Annotated in this window: 18 protein-coding genes; 17 read left to right on the top strand and 1 reads right to left on the bottom strand. The window is 68.2% G+C overall.

The window, feature by feature from the left end; genetic code table 11:
* Positions 1–12 precede the first annotated feature (12 nt).
* The 11 genes from smc (at position 13) to trmD (ending at position 14437) form a co-directional block, all read left to right on the top strand.
* Positions 13–3618, top strand: coding sequence for a chromosome segregation protein SMC (gene smc, locus DTA22_RS10390; RefSeq protein ID WP_112299380.1), 3606 nt, complete (start codon positions 13–15; stop codon positions 3616–3618).
* Positions 3619–3684: 66 nt separating this feature from the next.
* The gene (gene ftsY, locus DTA22_RS10385; protein ID WP_112299379.1) at positions 3685–5073 is read left to right on the top strand and encodes a signal recognition particle-docking protein FtsY; all 1389 of its coding nucleotides are present in this window, start codon (positions 3685–3687) and stop codon (positions 5071–5073) included.
* A gap of 259 nt (positions 5074–5332) precedes the next feature.
* Entirely contained in the window at positions 5333–6652 is a 1320-nt protein-coding gene (locus DTA22_RS10380) for an ammonium transporter (protein WP_370184553.1), read from the top strand.
* Positions 6653–6656: 4 nt separating this feature from the next.
* On the top strand, positions 6657–6995 hold the full coding sequence (locus tag DTA22_RS10375) for a P-II family nitrogen regulator (RefSeq protein ID WP_005240467.1): 339 nt from the start codon (positions 6657–6659) through the stop codon (positions 6993–6995).
* Positions 6985–9537: a [protein-PII] uridylyltransferase gene (locus DTA22_RS10370; protein ID WP_037245532.1), complete on the top strand. Its 2553-nt coding sequence runs from the start codon at positions 6985–6987 to the stop codon at positions 9535–9537. The genes DTA22_RS10375 and DTA22_RS10370 overlap by 11 nt, the downstream gene beginning before the upstream one ends.
* Before the next feature lie 76 nt (positions 9538–9613).
* Positions 9614–11200 (top strand): signal recognition particle protein, encoded by a 1587-nt coding sequence (gene ffh / locus DTA22_RS10365; protein ID WP_037245535.1) that lies wholly within the window; start codon positions 9614–9616, stop codon positions 11198–11200.
* A 3-nt stretch (positions 11201–11203) separates the two neighbouring features.
* On the top strand, positions 11204–12289 hold the full coding sequence (locus DTA22_RS10360) for an amidohydrolase family protein (RefSeq protein ID WP_112299378.1): 1086 nt from the start codon (positions 11204–11206) through the stop codon (positions 12287–12289).
* 179 nt (positions 12290–12468) lie between these two features.
* Positions 12469–12930, top strand: a complete 462-nt coding sequence (gene rpsP, locus DTA22_RS10355) for a 30S ribosomal protein S16 (protein ID WP_037245541.1) — start codon at positions 12469–12471, stop codon at positions 12928–12930.
* The gene (locus DTA22_RS10350) at positions 12927–13169 is read left to right on the top strand and encodes an RNA-binding protein (protein ID WP_005240479.1); all 243 of its coding nucleotides are present in this window, start codon (positions 12927–12929) and stop codon (positions 13167–13169) included. Before rpsP ends, DTA22_RS10350 begins: the two co-directional genes overlap by 4 nt.
* Positions 13170–13182: 13 nt before the next feature.
* On the top strand, positions 13183–13734 hold the full coding sequence (rimM, locus tag DTA22_RS10345) for a ribosome maturation factor RimM (protein ID WP_037245543.1): 552 nt from the start codon (positions 13183–13185) through the stop codon (positions 13732–13734).
* A 10-nt stretch (positions 13735–13744) separates the two neighbouring features.
* Positions 13745–14437 carry a tRNA (guanosine(37)-N1)-methyltransferase TrmD gene (gene trmD, locus DTA22_RS10340; protein ID WP_112299377.1) on the top strand — a complete coding sequence of 231 codons (693 nt, stop codon included), beginning with the start codon at positions 13745–13747 and terminating at the stop codon, positions 14435–14437.
* Between the two features lie 25 nt (positions 14438–14462).
* On the opposite strand, the gene DTA22_RS10335 is transcribed toward trmD, so the two are convergent.
* The gene (locus DTA22_RS10335) at positions 14463–15500 is read right to left on the bottom strand and encodes a class A beta-lactamase-related serine hydrolase (RefSeq protein ID WP_245973302.1); all 1038 of its coding nucleotides are present in this window, start codon (positions 15498–15500) and stop codon (positions 14463–14465) included.
* Between the two features lie 75 nt (positions 15501–15575).
* On the opposite strand from DTA22_RS10335, the gene DTA22_RS10330 reads away from it, so the two are divergent.
* From DTA22_RS10330 to DTA22_RS10305, 6 genes are all read left to right on the top strand, one after another.
* Positions 15576–17909: a Tex family protein gene (locus tag DTA22_RS10330; protein WP_174233785.1), complete on the top strand. Its 2334-nt coding sequence runs from the start codon at positions 15576–15578 to the stop codon at positions 17907–17909.
* 74 nt (positions 17910–17983) lie between these two features.
* Positions 17984–18889, top strand: coding sequence for a hypothetical protein (locus DTA22_RS10325; RefSeq protein WP_112299435.1), 906 nt, complete (start codon positions 17984–17986; stop codon positions 18887–18889).
* Between the two features lie 94 nt (positions 18890–18983).
* Complete coding sequence (gene rplS, locus DTA22_RS10320) at positions 18984–19325, top strand: 50S ribosomal protein L19 (protein WP_005240490.1); 342 nt, start codon at positions 18984–18986, stop codon at positions 19323–19325.
* Positions 19326–19406: 81 nt separating this feature from the next.
* Positions 19407–20189, top strand: coding sequence for a signal peptidase I (gene lepB, locus DTA22_RS10315; protein WP_112299375.1), 783 nt, complete (start codon positions 19407–19409; stop codon positions 20187–20189).
* On the top strand, positions 20186–20866 hold the full coding sequence (locus tag DTA22_RS10310; RefSeq protein WP_112299374.1) for a ribonuclease HII: 681 nt from the start codon (positions 20186–20188) through the stop codon (positions 20864–20866). Before lepB ends, DTA22_RS10310 begins: the two co-directional genes overlap by 4 nt.
* A gap of 37 nt (positions 20867–20903) precedes the next feature.
* Positions 20904–21221 carry a DUF2469 domain-containing protein gene (locus tag DTA22_RS10305; RefSeq protein ID WP_005240496.1) on the top strand — a complete coding sequence of 106 codons (318 nt, stop codon included), beginning with the start codon at positions 20904–20906 and terminating at the stop codon, positions 21219–21221.
* The last annotated feature ends 6 nt before the right edge of the window (positions 21222–21227 follow it).

Below are 21227 nucleotides of genomic sequence, written 5' to 3'. Positions count from 1 at the left end.
AAGTTCTCCGTCATGCATCTGAAGAGTCTGACGCTGAAGGGATTCAAATCCTTTGCGTCCGCAACGACTCTGCGATTCGAGCCGGGAATCACCTGTGTCGTGGGGCCCAACGGGTCGGGTAAGTCCAACGTCGTCGACGCGCTCACCTGGGTGATGGGGGAGCAGGGAGCGAAGGCTCTGCGCGGCGGCAAGATGGAAGACGTCATCTTCGCGGGCACCGCCGGGCGGGCACCCCTCGGACGCGCCGAGGTCACGCTGACCATCGACAACTCCGACGGCGCCCTGCCGATCGACTACTCCGAGGTGTCGATCACCCGGCGCATGTTCCGCGACGGCGCCGGCGAATACGAGATCAACGGCAGCTCGTGCCGGCTGATGGACGTGCAGGAACTGCTCAGCGACTCCGGCATCGGCCGGGAGATGCACGTGATCGTCGGGCAGGGCCGCCTCGCCGCCATCCTCGAATCCCGTCCGGAGGACCGGCGCGCGTTCATCGAGGAAGCAGCCGGCGTACTCAAACACCGCAAACGCAAGGAAAAAGCGGTCCGCAAACTCGACGCGATGCAGGCCAACCTGGCGCGTCTGAACGACCTCACCGCGGAATTGCGGCGCCAGCTCAAACCACTCGGACGGCAGGCCGAGGTGGCGCGCCGCGCACAGACGGTGCAGGCCGATCTCCGCGACGCGAAGCTGCGGCTCGCCGCGGACGACCTGGTCACGCGACGCGAGGACCTGGCCAACCAGGCTCAGGACGAGAAGGTCGCGCGCGAGCAGCACGACCAGGTCACCGAGGCGCTCGACGAGGCCAATCTCGAGCTGGGACGGCACGAGCAGGAACTGTCGAGGCTCACACCGGGTGCGGAAGCGGCCGCGCAGACCTGGTTTCAGCTGTCGGCACTCGCGGAGCGCGTCAACGCGACCATCCGCATCGCCCGGGAGCGGGCGCGCCACCTCGACTCCGAGCCCTCCGCGAACCGCGGTCAGGATCCGGACGAGATGGAGGCCCGCGCCGATCGGATCGCCGCGGAGGAGATGGAGCTCGTCGAAGCCGTCGAGATGGCGCGTGCGGCGCTGGACGCGGCCAAGGAGCAGCTGGCACTGGGGGAGGAGACCGCCGCCGAGGCGGAACGCGCTCACATGGCGGCGGTCCGGGCGATCGCCGACCGCCGTGAAGGCCTGGCCCGGCTGTCCGGGCAGGTCGACACTCTGCGCACCCGCGCCGACTCCGTCGACGCCGAAGTGTCCCGGCTGACCGTCGCGATCGAAGAGGCCCGCCAGCGCGGCGACGCGGCACAGTCCGAGTTCGAGGTCGTCCAGGACGAGATCGGTGACCTCGACGCCGGTGAGCTCGGGCTGGATTCGCACCACGAGCGTGCCGTCGAGGCGCTGCGCCTGATCACCGAACGCGTCACGGAACTCCAGGCCGAGGAGCGCGCCGCCGGGCAGGAAGTGGCGTCCCTGCGTGCCCGGATCGACGCGCTGTCGATGGGCCTCGAACGCAAGGACGGCGCCGGCTGGCTCGTCGAGAATCGGGGCGAGCACGGTATCCGCGGACCGATCGGTGGCCTCATCACCGTCGAGACAGGGTACGAGGGCGCCGTCGCGGCAGCGATGGGTCCTGCCGCGGACGCCGTTGTCGCCGAATCCCTCGACGCCGCCCGTAGCGCTGTCGGTGCGTTGAAGGAGACGGACAGCGGTCGGGCGTCCCTGTTCATCGGGACCGATCAGGCCGCGCCGAACGGCGGACTCCTGGACTCCGGCGCCCGGTGGGCCGTCGACGTCATCGACTGCCCCGCCGAACTGCGGACCGGGATCGCGGCGCTCCTGGGTGGAGTGGTCGTGGTCGATTCCCTCGACGACGCCGTCGAGACCGTCCGGCGCAGGCCCGACGTGCGCGCCGTCACCCGCGACGGAGATCTCCTCGGAGCGGGCTGGATGAGCGGCGGGTCGGACCGACAGCCGAGCACCCTCGAAGTCCAGGCCGCCATCGACAACTCCGTGCAGGATCTCGCCCGCGCCGAACGGCGCGCCGAGGAACTGTCCGCGGCACTGTCCGGCGCGGTCGCGGAACAGGCCGACCGCCAGGAGAACGCCGAGCAGGCACTGGCCGCGCTGAACGAGTCGGACGCCGCGATGTCCGCCATCTACGAGCGCCTCGGCCGCCTCGGTCAGGCCGCGCGGGCCGCGCACGCCGAATCCGATCGGCTCATGGCCCAGCGGGACAAGGCCGAGAGCGGTCGGGAGGACACGCTGACCGCGCTCGCCGAACTCGAGGAACGGCTGCGCCTGGCGGAACAGGACGGGTCGTCCGCCGGCGCCGACACGGGTGGATCCGACACGACGAGCATCGATCGTGAGATGGCGGCCGCGGCGCTGGCCGAGGTGCGGGCCGTGGAAGTGGAGGCCCGGCTGTCCGTGCGCACGGCCGAGGAGCGGGCCGAGTCGGTACGAGGCAAGGCGGACTCCCTGCGCCGCGCCGCACAGGTGGAACGCGACGCGCGCGCCCGGGCCGAACGTGCGATGAAGGCCCGCCAGAACGCGGCCGCCGTCGCAGCGGCGGTCGCCGAGTCGGGACAACGGGTCGCCGAGCATCTCGGTGACGTCGTCGACGCCGCGGTGGCACACCGTGACGAACTCGCCCGGGCCCGCACCGAGCGGACGACTCAACTCGAACAGGTGAAGGAAAGGGTGCGTCAGCTGACCGGACAGCTGGCGTCGCTCACCGACGCCGTGCACCGCGACGAGGTCGCTCGCGCCCAGGCCGCGCTGCGCATCGAACAGCTCGAGGAGGCCATCCTCGAACAGCACGGGATCGGCCTGGACGATCTGATCGCCGAATACGGCCCCGATGTCGCGCTGCCGCCGTCCGCACTCGAGATGGAGGAGTACGAGCAGGCGAAGGAGCGCGGCGAGCAGGTCACGATGCCCGCGCCGATTCCGTACGACCGCGCCACGCAGGAACGTCGCGCGAAACGTGCCGAGAAGGACCTGGCGACGCTCGGCAAGGTCAACCCGCTGGCACTCGAGGAGTTCGCCGCGCTCGAGGAGCGCTACAACTTCCTCTCTACGCAGCTCGAGGACGTGAAGACCGCCCGCAAGGATCTCCTCGGTGTGGTGGCCGACGTGGATGCCCGCATCCTGCAGGTGTTCACCGAGGCCTATTCGGACGTCGAACGCGAATTCGTGCAGGTCTTCGCGAAGCTGTTCCCCGGTGGCGAGGGCAGGCTGGTGCTCACCGACCCGTCGAACATGCTGACCACCGGCATCGAGGTGGAGGCCCGGCCGCCGGGCAAGAAGGTCAAGCGCCTGTCGCTACTGTCCGGTGGCGAGAAGTCGCTGACGGCGGTGGCGATGCTCGTGGCGATCTTCCGGGCCAGGCCGTCCCCCTTCTATGTGATGGACGAGGTGGAGGCCGCGCTGGACGACACGAACCTGCGCCGTCTCATCGGGTTGTTCGAGCAGCTGCGGGAGAAGTCGCAGCTGATCGTCATCACCCACCAGAAGCCGACGATGGAGGTGGCCGACGCGCTCTACGGCGTCAGCATGCGCGGCGACGGCATCACCACCGTCATCTCCCAGCGGCTCCGTGGCCAGGACATGGCGGCCGCAGACGCCTGATTGTGGTCCGGTCCGGGACTGTGCGGGCGGGAAGGCAGTGCGCGACGAAATCCGGAGCCTGAAACAATGGGCGGCGTGACTACCGGAGCTTGGATTGCCATCGCGGCCGCACTGGCCGTACTTCTCGTCGTTCTCGTCGTCGGGTCCCTGCTGTATCGGCGTCGCCGAATCTCACTGAAGGCGCCGGACACCCCGCAGGTCACCACGGCGGAGAAGGACCGTTCGGGCAGTTACCGGGCGGACGGCGGGTTCAACTTCAGTCAGGGGTCGACGGCGACGGCGCCGCCACGTCCGCCTGCGCCCGAGCCGGTTCTGCCGAAACCGGTGCCCGAACCCGAGGTGGCGCCCGTACCCGAGGTCGTCGCGCCCCCCGAGCCGGAGAAGGCCCCCGAGAAGGCCCCGGAGAAGCCGACGGCCCCGCCGGAGCCGGTCACCTACGAACCGGTCGTCGCGCCCGAGGTCGAACCGGAACCCGCGGTCGCGCCCGAACCCGAACCCGAACCGGCTCCCGCCGCGCCGGTGCTCGACGTCATCGCCCCCACGGAAGGACGGCTCGACCGTCTGCGTGGGCGACTGTCGCGTTCACAGTCCGCGGTGGGCAAGAGCCTGCTCGGACTACTCGGCGGTGGCGATCTCGACGAGGACTCCTGGGAAGAGGTGGAGGACACGCTCCTCATCGCCGACCTCGGCTCGGCGACCACCACGAAGATCGTCACGTCGCTGCGTGAGCAGATGGCGTCGCGCAGCGTCCGCACCGAGGCCGATGCCCGCGCACTGCTCCGTGAAGTCCTGGTCGCAGAACTCCGGCCGGAACTCGATCGCTCGATCCGTGCCCTGCCGCACGACGACCACCCGGCGGTCCTGCTGGTCGTCGGTGTGAACGGCACCGGCAAGACCACCACCACCGGCAAGCTCGCGCGTGTTCTCGTGGCCGACGGCAGGCGCGTCCTGCTCGGTGCCGCCGACACGTTCCGGGCCGCCGCAGCGGACCAGTTGCAGACCTGGGCCGAGCGGGTGGGCGCCGAGGTGGTGCGCGGGAAGGAAGCCGCAGATCCGGCGGCCGTCGCGTTCGATGCCGTGTCCAGGGGAATCGACAACGGCGTCGACGTCGTGCTGATCGATACCGCCGGCCGGCTCCACACGAAGACGGGACTGATGGACGAGCTCGGCAAGGTCAAGCGCGTCATCGAGAAGAAGGCCTCGGTTGACGACGTGCTCCTCGTCCTCGACGCGACCATCGGCCAGAACGGCCTCGCGCAGGCGCGGGTGTTCGCCGAGGTCGTCGACATCACCGGTGTGGTGCTCACCAAGCTCGACGGCACCGCCAAGGGTGGCATCGTGTTCCAGGTTCAGCACGAACTCGGGGTTCCCGTGAAGCTCGTCGGGCTCGGTGAGGGCGCCGACGATCTGGCGCCGTTCGAGCCGGGCGCGTTCGTCGACGCATTGCTCGGCTGACGCAGCGAATCGGGGTCGTCTCGGGCTCCCGGACGGCTCAGGGGCGATGAAACCGACCGCAAATCGCCTGGCGAAACCTGCACGCAACAAAATAGGCCGATGCGTTCACGCGCGCGAAACAGTGCAGTGGCATAGCCGAAACACCAACTGAGCACCCTTCTTCTCAGGTCGTCAGCCGCTACCGGCTGGGCAGAGAAGGAGGAGGCTCAAGGTGGATTTCCCCACTATCGGTGCACCGGACACCGGGGACACAGCGTGGATGCTGACCAGCGCCGCGCTCGTGTTGCTCATGACTCCGGGTCTTGCGTTCTTCTACGGCGGCATGGTGCGGGCCAAGAGCGTGCTGAACATGCTCATGATGAGCATCAGCGCGATGGGTGTCGTCGGCATCCTGTGGGTTCTCTACGGCTACTCCATGGCCTTCGGTGAGGACAAGGGGAACCTTGTCGGTGATCCGTTCCAGTACTTCGGGCTCAAAGGACTGATCGGCGGGTCGTACCTCGCCGAGACCGACGATGCCGGTTCGGTCATCGCCGATTCCGCGATCCCGCTCGTCGGCACCATCCCCGCGACGGTCTTCGTCGCGTTCCAGGCCATGTTCGCGATCATCACCGTCGCCCTCATCTCGGGTGCCGTGGCGGACCGCCTGCGCTTCGGGCCCTGGCTGCTGTTCGCCGGCCTCTGGGCGACGGTCGTGTACTTCCCCGTGGCGCACTGGGTCTTCGCCTTCGACGGCGTCACCGCCGAGACCGGTGGCTGGATCGCCAACAAGCTCGCCGCGGTCGACTTCGCGGGTGGAACCGCCGTCCACATCAACGCCGGCGCCGCCGGCCTCGTCCTCGCGATCATCCTCGGCAAGCGCAAGGGATGGCCGGGAACCCCGTTCCGTCCGCACAACCTGCCCTTCGTGATGCTCGGCGCCGGCCTTCTCTGGTTCGGATGGTTCGGCTTCAACGCCGGTTCGGCCGTCGGTTCCAACGGCATCGCCGGAGCAACCTTCATCACGACCGTCATCGGAACGTGCGCGGCGATGCTCGCCTGGCTCCTGGTCGAGCGGATTCGTGACGGCCACGCCACCACACTCGGCGCGGCGTCCGGAATCGTCGCCGGCCTGGTTGCCATCACGCCTTCCTGCTCCTCGGTGAACGTCCTCGGCGCACTCGCCATCGGCGTCGTGGCAGGCGCACTCTGCGCGCTCGCGGTCGGACTCAAGTTCCGCTTCGGATTCGACGACTCGCTCGACGTCGTCGGTGTCCACCTCGTCGGCGGCATCGTCGGAACGCTGATGGTCGGCCTGGTCGCAACGGCTGAGGCGCCCGCGGGTGTGGTCGGACTGTTCTATGGTGGAGGCCTCGACCAACTCTGGCGTCAGGCAGTGGGCGCCGGAGCAGTACTGCTTTACTCGCTCGTCGGGACGGCCGTCGTCGCATTGATCGTGAAGTTCACGATCGGTCTGCGGCTCAGCGACGAGGGTGAATCACTTGGAGTGGACGAGTCGGAACACGCAGAAACTGGCTACGATTTCGCCGCTCTCGGCGGAAACTCGGCAACTGCTCGTGTATCCGGCAAGGAGGGATGAGGAAATGAAGCTGATCACAGCAATTGTCAAGCCGTTCACTCTGGAGGACGTGAAGACGGGACTCGAGCAGGCGGGCGTCCTCGGGATGACCGTCAGCGAGGTCCAGGGGTACGGCCGGCAGAAGGGCCACACCGAGGTCTACCGAGGTGCCGAGTACTCGGTCGATTTCGTTCCGAAGGTCCGGGTCGAGGTCGTCGTGGACGACGCTGCTGTGGACAAGGTCGTCGAGGTGATCGTCGAGGCGGCACGCACCGGCAAGATCGGTGACGGCAAGGTCTGGGTTTCGCCGGTCGAGTCGGTCATCCGGGTGCGTACCGGGGAACGCGGCGCGGATGCACTCTGACCCCAACGGGTCCGGTAAGACCGGCCCTGGTCCCGTCGCCAAGGCGACGGAACCAGGGCCGGTTGCGTCAGGCGGATCGGACGAAGCAGCGGACCTGGCCCGCGCACGCAGGCAACTGCTCACCGGCGGCTCCGAGACCGGCCCCGGCGCAAGGAATCCCGCAGGTCACGGGCGTCGGCTCGACGCCCCTTCACTACGTCACGCGCTCGTCGACCTGCACGAGTTCTGGTTGACCACAAAGGGTGCCGAGCTGGGCATCAAGCCCGACAGCGGCTTCGCGCTCGTCGCGGTCGGTGGGCTCGGACGACGGGAACTCCTGCCGTACTCGGATCTCGACCTCCTCCTGCTTCACGACGACATGGATCCGGCGGTCGTCGCGCAGGTGGCCGACCAACTCTGGTATCCGTTGTGGGACGCGCACATCAAGCTCGACCACAGCGTCCGCACCATCCCTCAGGCGCTGCAGGTGGCGGACACCGACATCACCGCGGCGCTGGGAATGCTCGAGGCGCGTCACATCGTCGGCGACGTCGAGCTGACCAATCTGCTCATCAGCGGGGTGCGCCGGCAGTGGCGCACCGACATCCGCAACCGTTTCGACGGCCTCATCGAGCAGACGCGGTCGCGCTGGGAGCGCAGCGGCGAGATCGCCCACCGCGCAGAGCCCGACCTCAAGAGCGGTCGCGGTGGACTGCGGGACGTACAGTTGCTCAACGCGCTGTCCATCGCGCAGCTCACCGACGGCATGCCCGGGCTCGGTCCCGAGTCGCCCGGCGGGGGACTGGCACTCGCGCATCGCCGGCTCCTCGACGTCCGCACCGAATTGCACCGGGTCGCGGGCCGCTCCCGCGATCAGTTGCGGGCACAGGACGCCGACGAGATCGGCGCCGCACTGCGGATCGGCGATCGATTCGACCTCGCGCGCATGCTCAGCGATGCCGCGCGCACCATCAGCTATTCGGTCGACGTCGGGGTGCGGACGGCGGAACACGCCCTGCCGCGTCGCGGCCTGGCGCGGTTGCGCCGACCACCGGTGCGACGGCCCCTCGACGAGGGGGTCGTCGAGCACGCCGGTGAGGTGGTGCTGGCGCGCGACGCCCGGCCGGCGAAGGACCCCGGCCTCGTGCTGCGGGTCGCGTCGGCGTCGGCGACGACGGGCATGCCGATGTCGGCGTCGACGCTGAATCGCTTGGCCGACAACGCCCCCGAGTTGCGCGAGCCGTGGCCGAAGGAGGCGCTGAACGATCTGCTGGTGATGCTCGGCTCGGGTAGCCGTGCCGTCGCGGCGATCGAGGCTCTCGATCGGACCGGATTGTGGGGCAGGCTTCTTCCCGAGTGGGGTGCCGTCCGGGACCTGCCGCCGCGGGACGCGGTGCACACGTGGACGGTGGATCGTCATCTCGTCGAGACCGCTGCCTACGCCAGTGGGTTCACCACCCGCGTCGCCCGACCGGACCTGCTGATGCTCGGCGCGTTGCTGCACGACATCGGCAAGGGCCGTGGCGGCGACCACAGCGTCGTCGGCGCGGAACTGGCCACCCAGATCGGCAGGCGCCTCGGATTGTGGCCTTCGGACGTCGCGCTGCTGACGGCGATCGTGCGCCATCACCTGCTGTTGCCACACACCGCGACGCGGCGTGACCTCGACGATCCCGAGACCGTCGAGCGGGTCGTGGAGGCGCTCGGCGGCGACGGCGTCCTGCTGGAGTTGCTGCACGCGCTGGCGGAGGCGGATTCACTGGCGACAGGTCCCGGTGTGTGGGGCGACTGGAAGTCGTCGCTGATCGGGGAACTCGTGCGCCGTTGCCGCCTGGTCATGGCGGGAGAGGTGCTTCCCGCACCCGACCCGCTCGATCCGGAACATGTTGCGCTGGCGGCGTCGGGTGGCGTGCACGTCGCGCTGGTCCCCGCCGACAGTCCCCACACCTATGTGGTGACGGTCATCGCCCCCGACCAGCGGGGTCTGCTGTCGAAGGCGGCGGGCGTGCTCGCGCTGCACTCCCTGCGGGTCTACTCCGCGTCCCTGGGCAGCGCCGAGGGGTCGGCGGTCAACTCGTTCGTCGTGTCCCCGAGGTTCGGGGCGCCGCCGCAGGCGGGCCTGCTTCGGCAGGAGCTGATCCGGGCGCTGGCGGGGGAGCTGAACCTGCTGGAGATGCTCACGGCCAAGGAAGAGGAGGCCCGCGAGAGCCAGCGTGTCGCCGCCGTGGAGGAACGGGGCGAAGCCGCGGTTCCGGTGCAGTACGCGCAGGCGCCGCCGCGGGTCATCTGGTTCGACACCGCGTCGCCCGGCGAGATCATCCTGGAACTGAGGGCCGAGGACCGGCTGGGGCTGCTGTCCCGGCTCGCCGACGCGTTCGACACGTGCGGCGCGGATGTCCGCTGGGCGCGTGTGACCACCCTGGGTTCGTCGGTGATCGACTCGTTCTGCCTCGATCTGGGCGGCGGGGACACCCGGGCGAGCCGGGAACAGGTCGAGAGCGCGATCCTCGGCGTCGTTCCGCTCACGAAGCCGAAGAAGCAGGAGGGCAGCGGGGGAGAATGAACGACGGGACGTGAGCGGCTAGGCTGGGGCCCGAGAATATCCACCGCACACTCGCATGACTTCAGGAGCGCACTCGGTGTTCGAATCCCTTTCCGACAGGTTGACCGGAGCCCTCAAGGATCTGCGTGGCAAGGGTCGCCTTTCCGGAGCCGACATCGATGCCACCTGCCGTGAGATCCGGTTGGCCCTGCTCGAGGCAGACGTCGCGCTGCCCGTCGTCCGCTCGTTCATCGCCAAGATCAAGGAACGCGCCAAGGGCGTCGAGGTGTCGGCGGCGCTGAACCCGGCCCAGCAGGTCGTCAAGATCGTCAACGAGGAACTCGTCGGGATCCTCGGTGGCGAGACCCGCCGGCTGGCGTTCGCCAAGACGCCGCCGACGGTCATCATGCTCGCCGGTCTCCAGGGTTCCGGTAAGACGACCCTCGCCGGCAAGCTCGCGAAGTGGCTGCGCGACCAGGGGCACACCCCGCTGCTCGTGGCCTGCGACCTGCAGCGTCCCGGCGCCGTCACCCAGCTTCAGATCGTCGGCGAGCGCGCGGGAGCCACGGTGTTCGCGCCGCACCCGGGCACGTCCATCGGCGGCGGCGACAACGAGCTGGGCATCACCGCGGCCGACCCGGTCGAGGTGGCCCGGGCAGGTGTCGAGGAAGCCCGCAACAAGCAGTTCGACGTGGTGATAGTCGACACCGCGGGCCGGCTGGGTATCGACGCCGACCTGATGGCGCAGGCGGCGGGAATCCGCGACGCCGTGAACCCGGACGAGACGATCTTCGTTCTCGACGCGATGATCGGTCAGGACGCGGTCAGCACCGCCGAGGCGTTCCGTGAGGGTGTCGGATTCACCGGTGTCGTGCTCACGAAGCTCGACGGTGATGCCCGCGGTGGTGCGGCGCTCAGCGTCCGCGAGGTCACCGGACAGCCCATCCTGTTCGCGTCCACAGGTGAGAAGCTCGAGGACTTCGACGTCTTCCACCCCGACCGCATGGCCAGCCGCATTCTCGGCATGGGTGACGTCCTCAGTCTGATCGAGGCGGCCGAGCAGCACTTCGACGCCGAGCAGGCCGAGGCCACAGCCCAGAAGATCGGCTCGGGACAGCTCACGCTGGAGGACTTCCTCGAGCAGATGATGGCCGTTCGCAAGATGGGCCCCATCGGCAACCTCCTGGGCATGCTCCCGGGTGCGGGGCAGATGAAGGACGCGCTCGCGAACGTCGACGAGAAGCAGCTCGACCGGGTGCAGGCCATCATCCGCGGCATGACCCCCGCCGAACGCGATGATCCCAAGATCATCAACGCGTCCCGCAGGCTGCGGATCGCCAACGGTTCGGGTGTCAAGGTCTCCGACGTCAACCAGCTCGTCGACCGTTTCTTCGAGGCCCGCAAGATGATGGCCGCGATGGCCGGGCGTATGGGCATGCCCGGTTCGCGGAAGCCGCAGCGCAGCAAGAAGGGCAAGAAGGGCAAGAAGGGTGGCAAGGGGCCGACGCCGCCGAAGGTGCGCGGCGGATTCCCCGGCGGCCTGCCCGGCGGGTTCCCGGGTATGCCGCCCGGAGGTCTCCCCGCGGGGATGCCCGATCTGTCGAAGATGCCGAAGGGCCTCGACGAATTGCCGCCCGGACTCGAGGGCATCGACCTGTCCCAGCTGAAGCTGCCGAAGAAGTAGCCGATGGGCGCGTTGCACTTTCGCGGCACCGGTCTGCCCGACGAACAGCCGGTCGAATTCTGGGTCGACAACGGTGTGATCTCGGCGGAACCGGTCCCCGGCGCCGAGACCGTCTGTGAGTCCGGGTGGATCGTTCCCGGTCTCGTCGACGCCCACTGCCACGTCGGCATCAGATTCGGCGGCGGCGGTGGCGAGAGCATCGAGGGGTTGATCGCCCAGGCGGAGACGGAGCGCGACTGCGGTGTCCTGCTGATTCGTGACGCGGGTTCGCCGGTCGACACCCGGTTCGTCGACGACCGCCCCGACCTGCCGAGGATCATCCGCGCCGGGCAGCACATCGCCGCCCCCAAGCGGTACATCCGCGGACTGCCGGTCGATCTGGAGGACGAGTCGCAGCTGCCGGACGAGGTGGTGCGCCAGGCCAGGGCCGGTGACGGGTGGGTCAAGCTCGTCGGCGACTGGATCGACCGTTCCGCGGGCGACCTCGCGCCGTTGTGGAGCGACGACATCCTCGTCGAGGCGATCGCGGCCGCCCACCGAGAAGGGGCTCGCGTCACCGCGCACGTCTTCGCCGAGGATGCGCTTCCGGGCCTGATCAACGCCGGAATCGACTGCATCGAGCACGGCACCGGGCTCACCGACGAGACGATCGAGCTGATGGTCGCGCACGGAACCGCGCTCGTCCCGACGCTGATCAACATCGCGACGTTCCCGGACATCGCGGAGTCCGCCTCGCGGTTCCCGATCTATGCCGCACACATGCGTGACCTGCACTCGCGGGTGAAGGACACGATCGGAGCCGCTCACGACGCGGGGATCCCGATCTACGCGGGCACCGACGCGGGCGGATCGATCGTCCACGGACGCATCGCCGACGAGGTCGAGGAACTGAAGGCGGTCGGACTGACCCCGTCCGAAGCGCTCGGCGCCGCGTGCTGGGACGCGCGGACGTGGCTCGGACATCCGGGTGTGGAAGCAGGTGCGTCCGCGGATCTGCTTCTCTTCCGGAACGACCCGCGCGGGAGCAGCGACGCCCTCGCCGCGCCCGATGTCGTGGTGCTGCGGGGCAACGTCGTCCAGACCCGATGACCTGGTTTCCCCCGGACGGTGTTCGTCTGGCAGAATGAACCGCTGTTCGTCGCATCCGGTCACGTACCGCGCGGCGGTCACAGGTTAGAGGCAAAACCGGGCGCGCTATTCCTGCGCGTCGCCGAATTGCACGTGACACGTGGGCACATTCGTGTGCGCACTGAAGGAGAAGTACAGCAGTGGCTGTCAAGATCAAGCTCACCCGGCTCGGCAAGATCCGGAACCCGCAGTACCGCATCGTCGTCGCCGACTCCCGCACCCGCCGCAACGGCCGTGCGATCGAGACCATCGGCAAGTACCACCCCAAGGAAGAGCCCTCGCTGATCGAGGTCGATTCCGAGCGCGCTCAGTACTGGCTCGGCGTCGGCGCCCAGCCCACCGAGCCCGTCGAGGCCATCCTCAAGATCACCGGCGACTGGCAGAAGTTCAAGGGCCTGCCGGGCGCCGAGGGCACCCTCCGTGTCAAGGAAGCCAAGCCCTCCAAGCTGGAGCTGTTCCAGGCTGCGCTCGCGCAGGCCGAGAACGAGCCCGTCGGCGAGGCCATCACGCCCAAGAAGAAGAAGGCGAAGGCCGAGGACGCCGAGGCTGCTGCCGAAGCTCCCGCCGAGGCTGCTGCAGAGTCCGAGGCTGCTGACAAGTGAGTGCCGTCGTCGCCGATGCCGTGGAGCACCTCGTTCGTGGCATCGTCGCCAACCCCGACGACGTTCGTGTCGAGCTGATCACCGGGCGTCGGGGGCGCACTGTCGAGGTGCACGTCAACCCTGACGATCTCGGCAAGGTCATCGGTCGCGGTGGTCGCACCGCGACCGCTCTGCGCACGCTGGTCTCCGGTATCGGTGGCCGCGGGATCCGTGTCGACGTCGTCGACACCGATCAGTAGAGGCCTGACAGCAGTGGAGCTCGTCGTCGGCCGTGTCGCCAAGTCGCACGGCATCAAGGGTGAGATCGTGGTCGAGGTTCGTACCGACGAACCCGAGGATCGATTCGCCGTGGGTGCCGTGCTGCGGGGACACAAGCCGCGCGAGCAGACTGTGAGCACGTACACGGTGGAAGCCGCCCGGGACCATTCCGGGCGGCTTCTGCTGCGCCTCGAGGGTGTGTCGGATCGCACCGCGGCGGATGCCTTGCGGGGCACGCTGTTCGTCATCGACAGCGCCGAACTCGAGCCCTCCGACGACCCCGACGAGTTCTACGATCACGAGCTCGAGGGACTGTCGGTGCGCCTCGCGGACGGCACCGAGGTGGGAACCGTCATCGAGGTATTGCATTCCGCGGCAGGCGAATTGCTCTCGATCCGCCGGGCCGGCGACCAGTCCGGCGAACTTCTCGTCCCGTTCGTGGCCGCGATCGTCACGTCGGTGTCCGTCGCGGACGGTGTCGTCGAGATCGATCCGCCGGAAGGGTTGCTCGACCCCGACTTCGGTGAATCCGCCGACGGGAAGTGAGTCGGTAACCATGCGTCTCGACGTGGTCACCATCTTCCCCGAGTACCTCGAACCGCTTCGAGCGGCGTTGCTCGGCAAGGCCATCGACAAGGGCCTCATCTCCGTCGAGGTGCACGATCTGCGGGACTGGACGCACGACGTCCACAAGGCCGTCGACGATTCACCGTACGGCGGCGGCCCGGGGATGGTCATGAAACCCACCGTGTGGGGGCCTGCCCTCGACGACGTCCTCGCCGCGGGCGACGGCGACTCGGACACTCTGCTGGTAGTCCCCACCCCGGCCGGTGTTCCTTTCACGCAGGCCACCGCCGAGCGCTGGGCGGGGGAGAAGCACATCGTCTTCGCCTGCGGACGCTACGAAGGCATCGATCAGCGCGTGTTCGACGACGCCGCCCGCCGTGTTCGCGTCGAAGAAGTGAGCATCGGCGACTACGTCCTCATCGGGGGCGAGGCCGCCGTCCTGGTGATGACCGAGGCGTTCGTGCGCCTGATCCCCGGAGTTCTCGGGAATCAGCAGTCCCACCAAGAGGATTCGTTCTCCGATGGGCTCCTCGAAGGTCCCAGCTACACGCGGCCGGCGACGTGGCGCGGACTCGACGTCCCGCCGGTCCTGCTGTCGGGTGATCACGCGAAGGTGGCTGCGTGGCGACACGAGCAGTCGCTGCAACGCACCGCCGAACGCCGTCCGGACCTGTTGCCCTGAAACGACTTCCGGGCCTGCCCGGGCGCTAACCCTGGGGCTGCGCCCAGTCGTCGACGACACCGGTGGGGAACAGGGACTTCACGAACCCGGTCATCGTGTCCCGTGCATGCCGGGCGCTGGAATCCTCGGTGACATCCGTGATCGCGGTGTCCGGGTACGACTCCTCGTCGTCCTCGTACCGGATGTCCTCCCGCGACGCGACAGCCACGATATAGCGGTTGTCCGCACCGATCAGCCCCGTCGACACGTGAATCCACCGATCACCGACACAGCACATCCAACCCTGCTTCACCCCGACGACGCTCTCGCCGGGCAACCCGTCGGGGATGCCGAACCGCTGGTCGTAACCGTCGATCCCCTCGGGTGTCGACGAGCGCAGGTACCCGACGAACTCGGCGATGCGACCCGGGCCCAGGCCGTCGCGGTCGTCGAGAAGCCCGGCATAGAATGTCACGAGGTCGGCGGCGGTCGTCTCGGTGTTCCACCACAACCCGTCCCACGGCGGTGTGGTCGCGGCGAGTCCGTACCGCCCGGCGACGTCGACGACGATGTCCGAGCCGCCGAGATCGTCCCAGAGAGTGTTGGCCGCGTCGTCGTCGGACGATTCGAGCATCCGCTGCAGGAGGAGACGGTCGAAGTCGGACAGCGGCCGCTCACCGAGCGCGTCGAGGTGATACATCTGGGCGGCGATGAAGAGCTTGGCCAACGACGCCGTTTCGACCGGTTCGGCGGCGGCGCCCTCCAGATAGCCACCGGTGGCGCGGTCGAGGACGGCGATCGACATGTCGGCGCCGCGCTCGGCGGCTGCCGTCGCGACGGCAGCCGAGATGCGTTCGGTGAGGGGGGCGGACACGGGGACCCGCGCGGAGGGGAACGGCTCGGGGCTCACGGTCACACCGTCACCCGCCGGAGGGTCGTCGGCCGGGAGGAGGTCGGGGGTCGCGACGGCAGGTGACGTCGCCGGGATGTCGACCACCGAGTTCGTCTCGGTCGGAATGGTGCAGGCCAGCGGCGCGCCGAGCAGGAAGATCATGACCGTCAGGCACCGGATCAGCCTGGACATGAAATTCTCCCGAGATTTCCGTGACGGCCTCACCGCCGACGATATTGTCCCAGAGTAGCGGTAGGGTCCATTTCCGTGACTCTCAAGACCGTGAACCAGCGCATTGCCGAGGAGCTCGACGTCCGGGAGGGACAGGTCGCGGCCGCGGTGGACCTCCTCGACGGCGGAGCCACCGTGCCCTTCATCGCCCGGTACCGCAAGGAAGTCACCGGAACGCTCGACGACGCTCAGCTCCGCCAGCTCGAGGAACGCCTGCGGTACCTGCGGGAACTGGACGAGCGCCGGGTTGCCGTGCTCGAGTCGATCGACTCGCAGGGCAAGCTCGACGACCAGTTGCGTGGGCAGATCATGACCGCCGACACGAAGGCACGCCTCGAGGACATCTACCTGCCGTTCAAGCCGAAGCGTCGCACCAAGGCGCAGATCGCCCGCGAAGCCGGTCACGAACCCGTCGCCGACGCACTGATCACCGATCCGTCCACCGATCCGGCGTCCTACACGGCCGAACAGCTCGAGGGTGCGCGCGCAATCCTCGTCGAGCGTTTCGCCGAGGACGCCGACCTGGTGGGTGAGCTCCGTGAGCTGATGTGGACCCGTGGGCAGCTGGTGTCCGCGGTCCGCAAGGGGAAGGAGACCGAGGGCGCGAAGTTCGCCGACTACTTCGAGTTCTCGGAGCCGTTCGGCAAGCTCCCGTCCCACCGGATCCTCGCGGTCCTGCGCGGCGAGAAGGAAGAGGTGCTCACGCTCACCCTGGCACCCGACACGGAGGAGCCCGTCCCCGGCGAGCCCACCGTCTACGAGGGCCGGATCGCCGGCCGGTTCGGCATCGCCGACCGCGGCAGGCCCGCAGACCGGTGGCTGCTCGACACCGTCCGGTGGGCGTGGCGCACCAAGATGATCGTCACGCTGGGCATCGACACCCGGATGCGGCTGCGACAGTCGGCGGAGAAGGACGCCGTCGACGTGTTCGCCAACAACCTGCGCGACCTGCTCCTGGCAGCACCTGCCGGTACCCGCGCCACGATGGGCCTCGACCCCGGTTTCCGGACCGGCACGAAAGTCGCGGTCGTGGACGCCACCGGCAAGGTCGTGGCCTACGACACGATCTACCCGCATCAGCCGCAGAACAAGTGGGACGCCTCCCTGGCCACCCTCGCCGGTCTCGTCGCCAAGCACGGCGTGGAGCTCATCGCCATCGGAAACGGGACCGCCTCCCGCGAGACGGATGCGCTGGCGACCGAGCTGATCGCCAAGTCGGGCGCCACCAACCTGACGAAGATCGTGGTGTCCGAGGCCGGCGCGTCCGTGTACTCGGCGTCCGCGTACGCCTCGGCGGAGCTACCCGACCTCGACGTGTCGATCCGTGGAGCAGTCTCGATCGCGCGCCGCCTGCAGGATCCGCTCGCCGAACTGGTGAAGATCGACCCGAAGTCGATCGGCGTCGGGCAGTACCAGCACGACGTGTCGGAGACGCTGCTCGCCCGTTCGCTCGGTGCCGTCGTGGAGGACGCGGTGAATGCGGTCGGCGTCGACGTGAACACGGCATCGGTGCCGCTGCTGTCCCGCGTGTCCGGTATCGCCGGTTCGCTGGCCGAGAGCATCGTCGCGCACCGGGACCAGAACGGCCCGTTCCGCAGCCGCAAGGGACTCAAGGACGTCGCGAGACTCGGTCCGAAGGCGTTCGAGCAGTGCGCCGGCTTCCTGCGCATCCCCAACGGGGACGATCCGCTCGACGCGTCCAGCGTCCACCCCGAGGCCTACCCGGTGGTGCGCAAGATCGTCGGCGCCAGCGGCACCGGCGTGCGCGAGATCATCGGCAACACGTCGGCCCTCCGCAGCCTGAACCCGGCAGACTTCGTCGACGACCGGTTCGGCCTCCCCACGGTCACCGACATCATCGGTGAGCTCGAGAAGCCCGGCCGCGACCCCCGCCCTGAGTTCAAGACGGCCACGTTCGCGGCCGGCATCGAGAAGGTGTCGCACCTGAAGCCGGGGATGACGCTCGAGGGTGTCGTCACCAACGTGGCGGCGTTCGGCGCGTTCGTCGATATCGGCGTCCACCAGGACGGTCTCGTTCACGTGTCCGCGATGTCCCACAATTTCGTCAAGGACCCGCGCGACGTCGTGAAGTCGGGCGACGTCGTGAAGGTGAAGGTCCTCGAGGTCGACGAGGCCCGTCAGCGCATCGGTCTGACGCTGCGACTCGACGACGAGGTCGGGGCCGGCCGCAAGAACGACGGTCCCCGCAGCGGCGGGCAGCGGCAGGATCGGCGGGGCGGCGGGCAGCCGCAGGATCGGCGCGGCGGCAAGCCGCAGCAGCAGGGTGGACGCGATCGCGGGCGTGACACCCGCCCGGCGCCCGGCGGTTCGATGGCCGACGCGTTGCGGAAGGCGGGGTTCGGCAAGTAGAGAGGTCACCATCCCGACACGAGCCTCCACTTTTCGATGGAGTGACCAGTTCTTTACTGGGATAGTGGATGCCGATGTACGAATGGCTGGATCGGGAAATCGTCGGGCACGGGCGCCTGCCTCTGCTCTTTTTCCTGCTCGGGTTTCTCGCGGCTTTCCTGTTCATCCGGTTGAGCGTGCGGATGATCCGCGCCGAGGTGTCGTGGTGGCCGGGCAACGTGAAACCCGGCGGGCACCACGTCCACCACGTGGTGTTCGGTGTCGTGACGATGCTCGTGTCGGGAGTCTCCCTCATCGCCGTGTACGAGGACGGCACCCAGACCACCGGCGCCGTCCTCGCCACGTTCTTCGGGATCGGCGCCGCGCTGGTGCTGGACGAGTTCGCGCTGATCTTCTACCTGCAGGACGTGTACTGGGCGGATGAGGGCCGGACGTCAGTCGATGCGGTGTTCGTGGCGATCGCGGTGACGGGTCTGCTGCTGCTCGGACTCCGGCCGCTCGAACTGATCAACGTCACCGACTTCCGGGATTCGCCGGATCCGTGGGTGCGGGTCGCGATCGCGTTGTCGTCCGTGATCAACCTGCTGATCGCGGCGGTGGTGCTGCTGAAGGGGAAGATCTGGACCGGCCTGCTCGGCTTGTTCATCTTCCCGATCCTGCTGATCGGGGCGCTCCGATTGAGCCGGCCGAGCGCACCGTGGGCGCGGTGGCGCTACACCGCCAAGCCGAAGCGGATGCTCCGGGCACTCGAACGGGAGCGGAAGTGGCGTCGGCCCGTCATCCGCGCCAAGATCTTCGTGCAGGACTTCATCGCGGGAACTCCCAGCGCAGTACACGTGAAGGAAGCCGCGGAACACGCCAGGGTGGCGGCGGAGGTCGAACTCGACCACGTGGTGCACGCGGCGCCGCCGCCGATTTCTCTTCACCCGGTGGCGTCTGGCACAATGGACGGGTTGCCTGGACCAGGCAGCAGTACTTGATCTGGGCACGAACCAGACGAGCACCGGTGTTCTCCGAACGTCCGGGTGCCGCTCGGTTCCTCTGCTCCTGCGAAAACGCAAGGATGGAACACCGATGAACACTCTCGATTTCCTGGACAAGAAGTCCCTCCGCGACGACATTCCCGAGTTCCGTCCCGGCGACACCCTCAACGTGCACGTCAAGGTCATCGAAGGCTCGAAGGAGCGCGTGCAGGTCTTCAAGGGCGTCGTGATCCGCCGCCAGGGCGGCGGCGTCCGCGAGACCTTCACCGTCCGCAAGGTCTCCTTCGGTGTCGGCGTCGAGCGCACCTTCCCGGTCCACAGCCCGAACCTGGCGCAGATCGAGGTCGTCACCCGCGGTGACGTCCGGCGCGCCAAGCTGTACTACCTCCGCGATCTGCGTGGCAAGGCCGCCAAGATCAAGGAAAAGCGCTGACCTTTCCGATGAGCCCGGCACTGCGTACTCGCAGTGCCGGGCTAATCTGATTTCGTGACAGATTCTTCGAAGGAGCGGGCATTGTCGTCGGAATCCGAGACCACCGGCGATTCGGCCGCCACCTCCGCCATGAACGGCGGTACGGCAGAGCCCGAGAAGAAACCCCGCTCCTTCCTCCGCGAGTTGCCGATCCTGATTCTGGTCGCACTCGTCCTGAGTTTTCTGTTGCAGACGTTCGTCGCCCGGGTGTATCTCATTCCGTCGGAATCGATGGAACCGACGCTGCACGGGTGCGCGGGCTGCACCGGCGACCGCATCGTGGTCGAGAAGATCGGTTACCGCTTCGGTGAACCGCAACCGGGTGACGTCATCGTATTCCGCGGCCCCGATTCGTGGTCGCAGGATTTCGTCTCCACCCGGTCCTCCAACGTGGTGATTCGCGGTGCGCAGGAAGTCGGTTCCCTCGTCGGACTCGTCCCCCCGGACGAGAACGACCTCGTCAAGCGGGTGATCGCCACCGGTGGTCAGACCGTCGAATGCTGCGACGACCAGGGCCGCATCCTGGTCGACGGCAAACCGCTCGACGAGCCCTATGTCGTCATGGATTTCCCGTTCGTCCCCGGCTCGCAGGCCTGCGACACCGCGTTGAAGTCGGCACGGTGCTTCGGTCCGGTCACCGTCCCCGACGGCCACCTGTGGGTGATGGGCGACAACCGCAGCAACTCCGCGGACTCGCGGTACCACGTGGGCGACGACATGCAAGGCACCATCCCGCTCGACAACGTGATCGGTAAGGCGGTCTTCATCGCGTTGCCGCCGGCGCGGATGGGCACGATCAGCTCACCCGATATCCAGGGCAAGTGACTTCCTGGCCTCCACGCATCGTCATTCGCAGGTCGTCCGGTCTGCGGACGATGGAGTCGGCCCTGGTCCGCAGCGGTCTCGGGCCGGTGGCCGGTGTAGACGAGGCAGGCCGGGGTGCGTGCGCCGGGCCGCTCGTGGTGGCGGCCTGCGTGCTCGCACCGAAGCCGTATCCGGCGCTGGCGCGCCTCGACGATTCGAAGAAGCTCACCGAACGCACACGCGAAGAGCTGTTCCCGGCCATCACCAGGCTCGCGGTGGCGTGGAGCGTCGTATCGTTCCCGGCGGAGGAAGTCGACCGCATGGGTGTCCACGTTGCCAACATCGAGGGCATGCGGCGTGCGGTCGCCGGGCTCTCGACCACCCCGGGTTACGTTCTCACCGACGGCTTCCGCGTCCCGGGGCTGCCGGCCCCGTCGCTGCCGGTGATCGGGGGCGACGCCGCGGCGGCCTGCATTGCGGCGGCGAGTGTGCTGGCCAAGGTGTCGCGTGATCGGGTGATGGTCGCGATGGACGAGACACATCCCGGTTACGGATTCGCGATCCACAAGGGGTACAACACGCCCGCGCACCTGGCGGCGCTCGAGGAGCTGGGCCCGTGCCCGGAGCACCGCCGCTCGTGGTCGAACGTCGCGGCGCTGCTACACCGAGTGGATAACAGTTCCGGAAGTGCGAGATGATGACAATTCACACCAGAGCAGGAGGACTCCGAGACCGATGAGTGCCGAGGATCTCGAGAAGTACGAAACCGAGATGGAGCTGTCGCTCTACCGCGAGTATCGGGACATCGTCGGTCAGTTCTCCTATGTCGTGGAGACCGAGCGCCGGTTCTATCTGGCCAACTCGGTGGAGTTGCTGCCGCACAACGCGGACGGAGAGATCTACTTCGAGCTGCGTATGTCCGATGCGTGGGTGTGGGACATGTACCGTCCCGCGCGTTTCGTGAAGTATGTCCGGGTCATCACGTTCAAGGACGTGAACATCGAGGAACTCGACAAGCCGGACCTGCGGCTCCCGGACAACGGTCTGTCCTGACAGTCC

This window comes from Rhodococcus wratislaviensis, from assembly GCF_900455735.1.
Classification (GTDB): Bacteria; Actinomycetota; Actinomycetes; order Mycobacteriales; family Mycobacteriaceae; genus Rhodococcus_F; species Rhodococcus_F wratislaviensis.
This window is presented reverse-complemented; position numbering and strand designations above follow the sequence as displayed.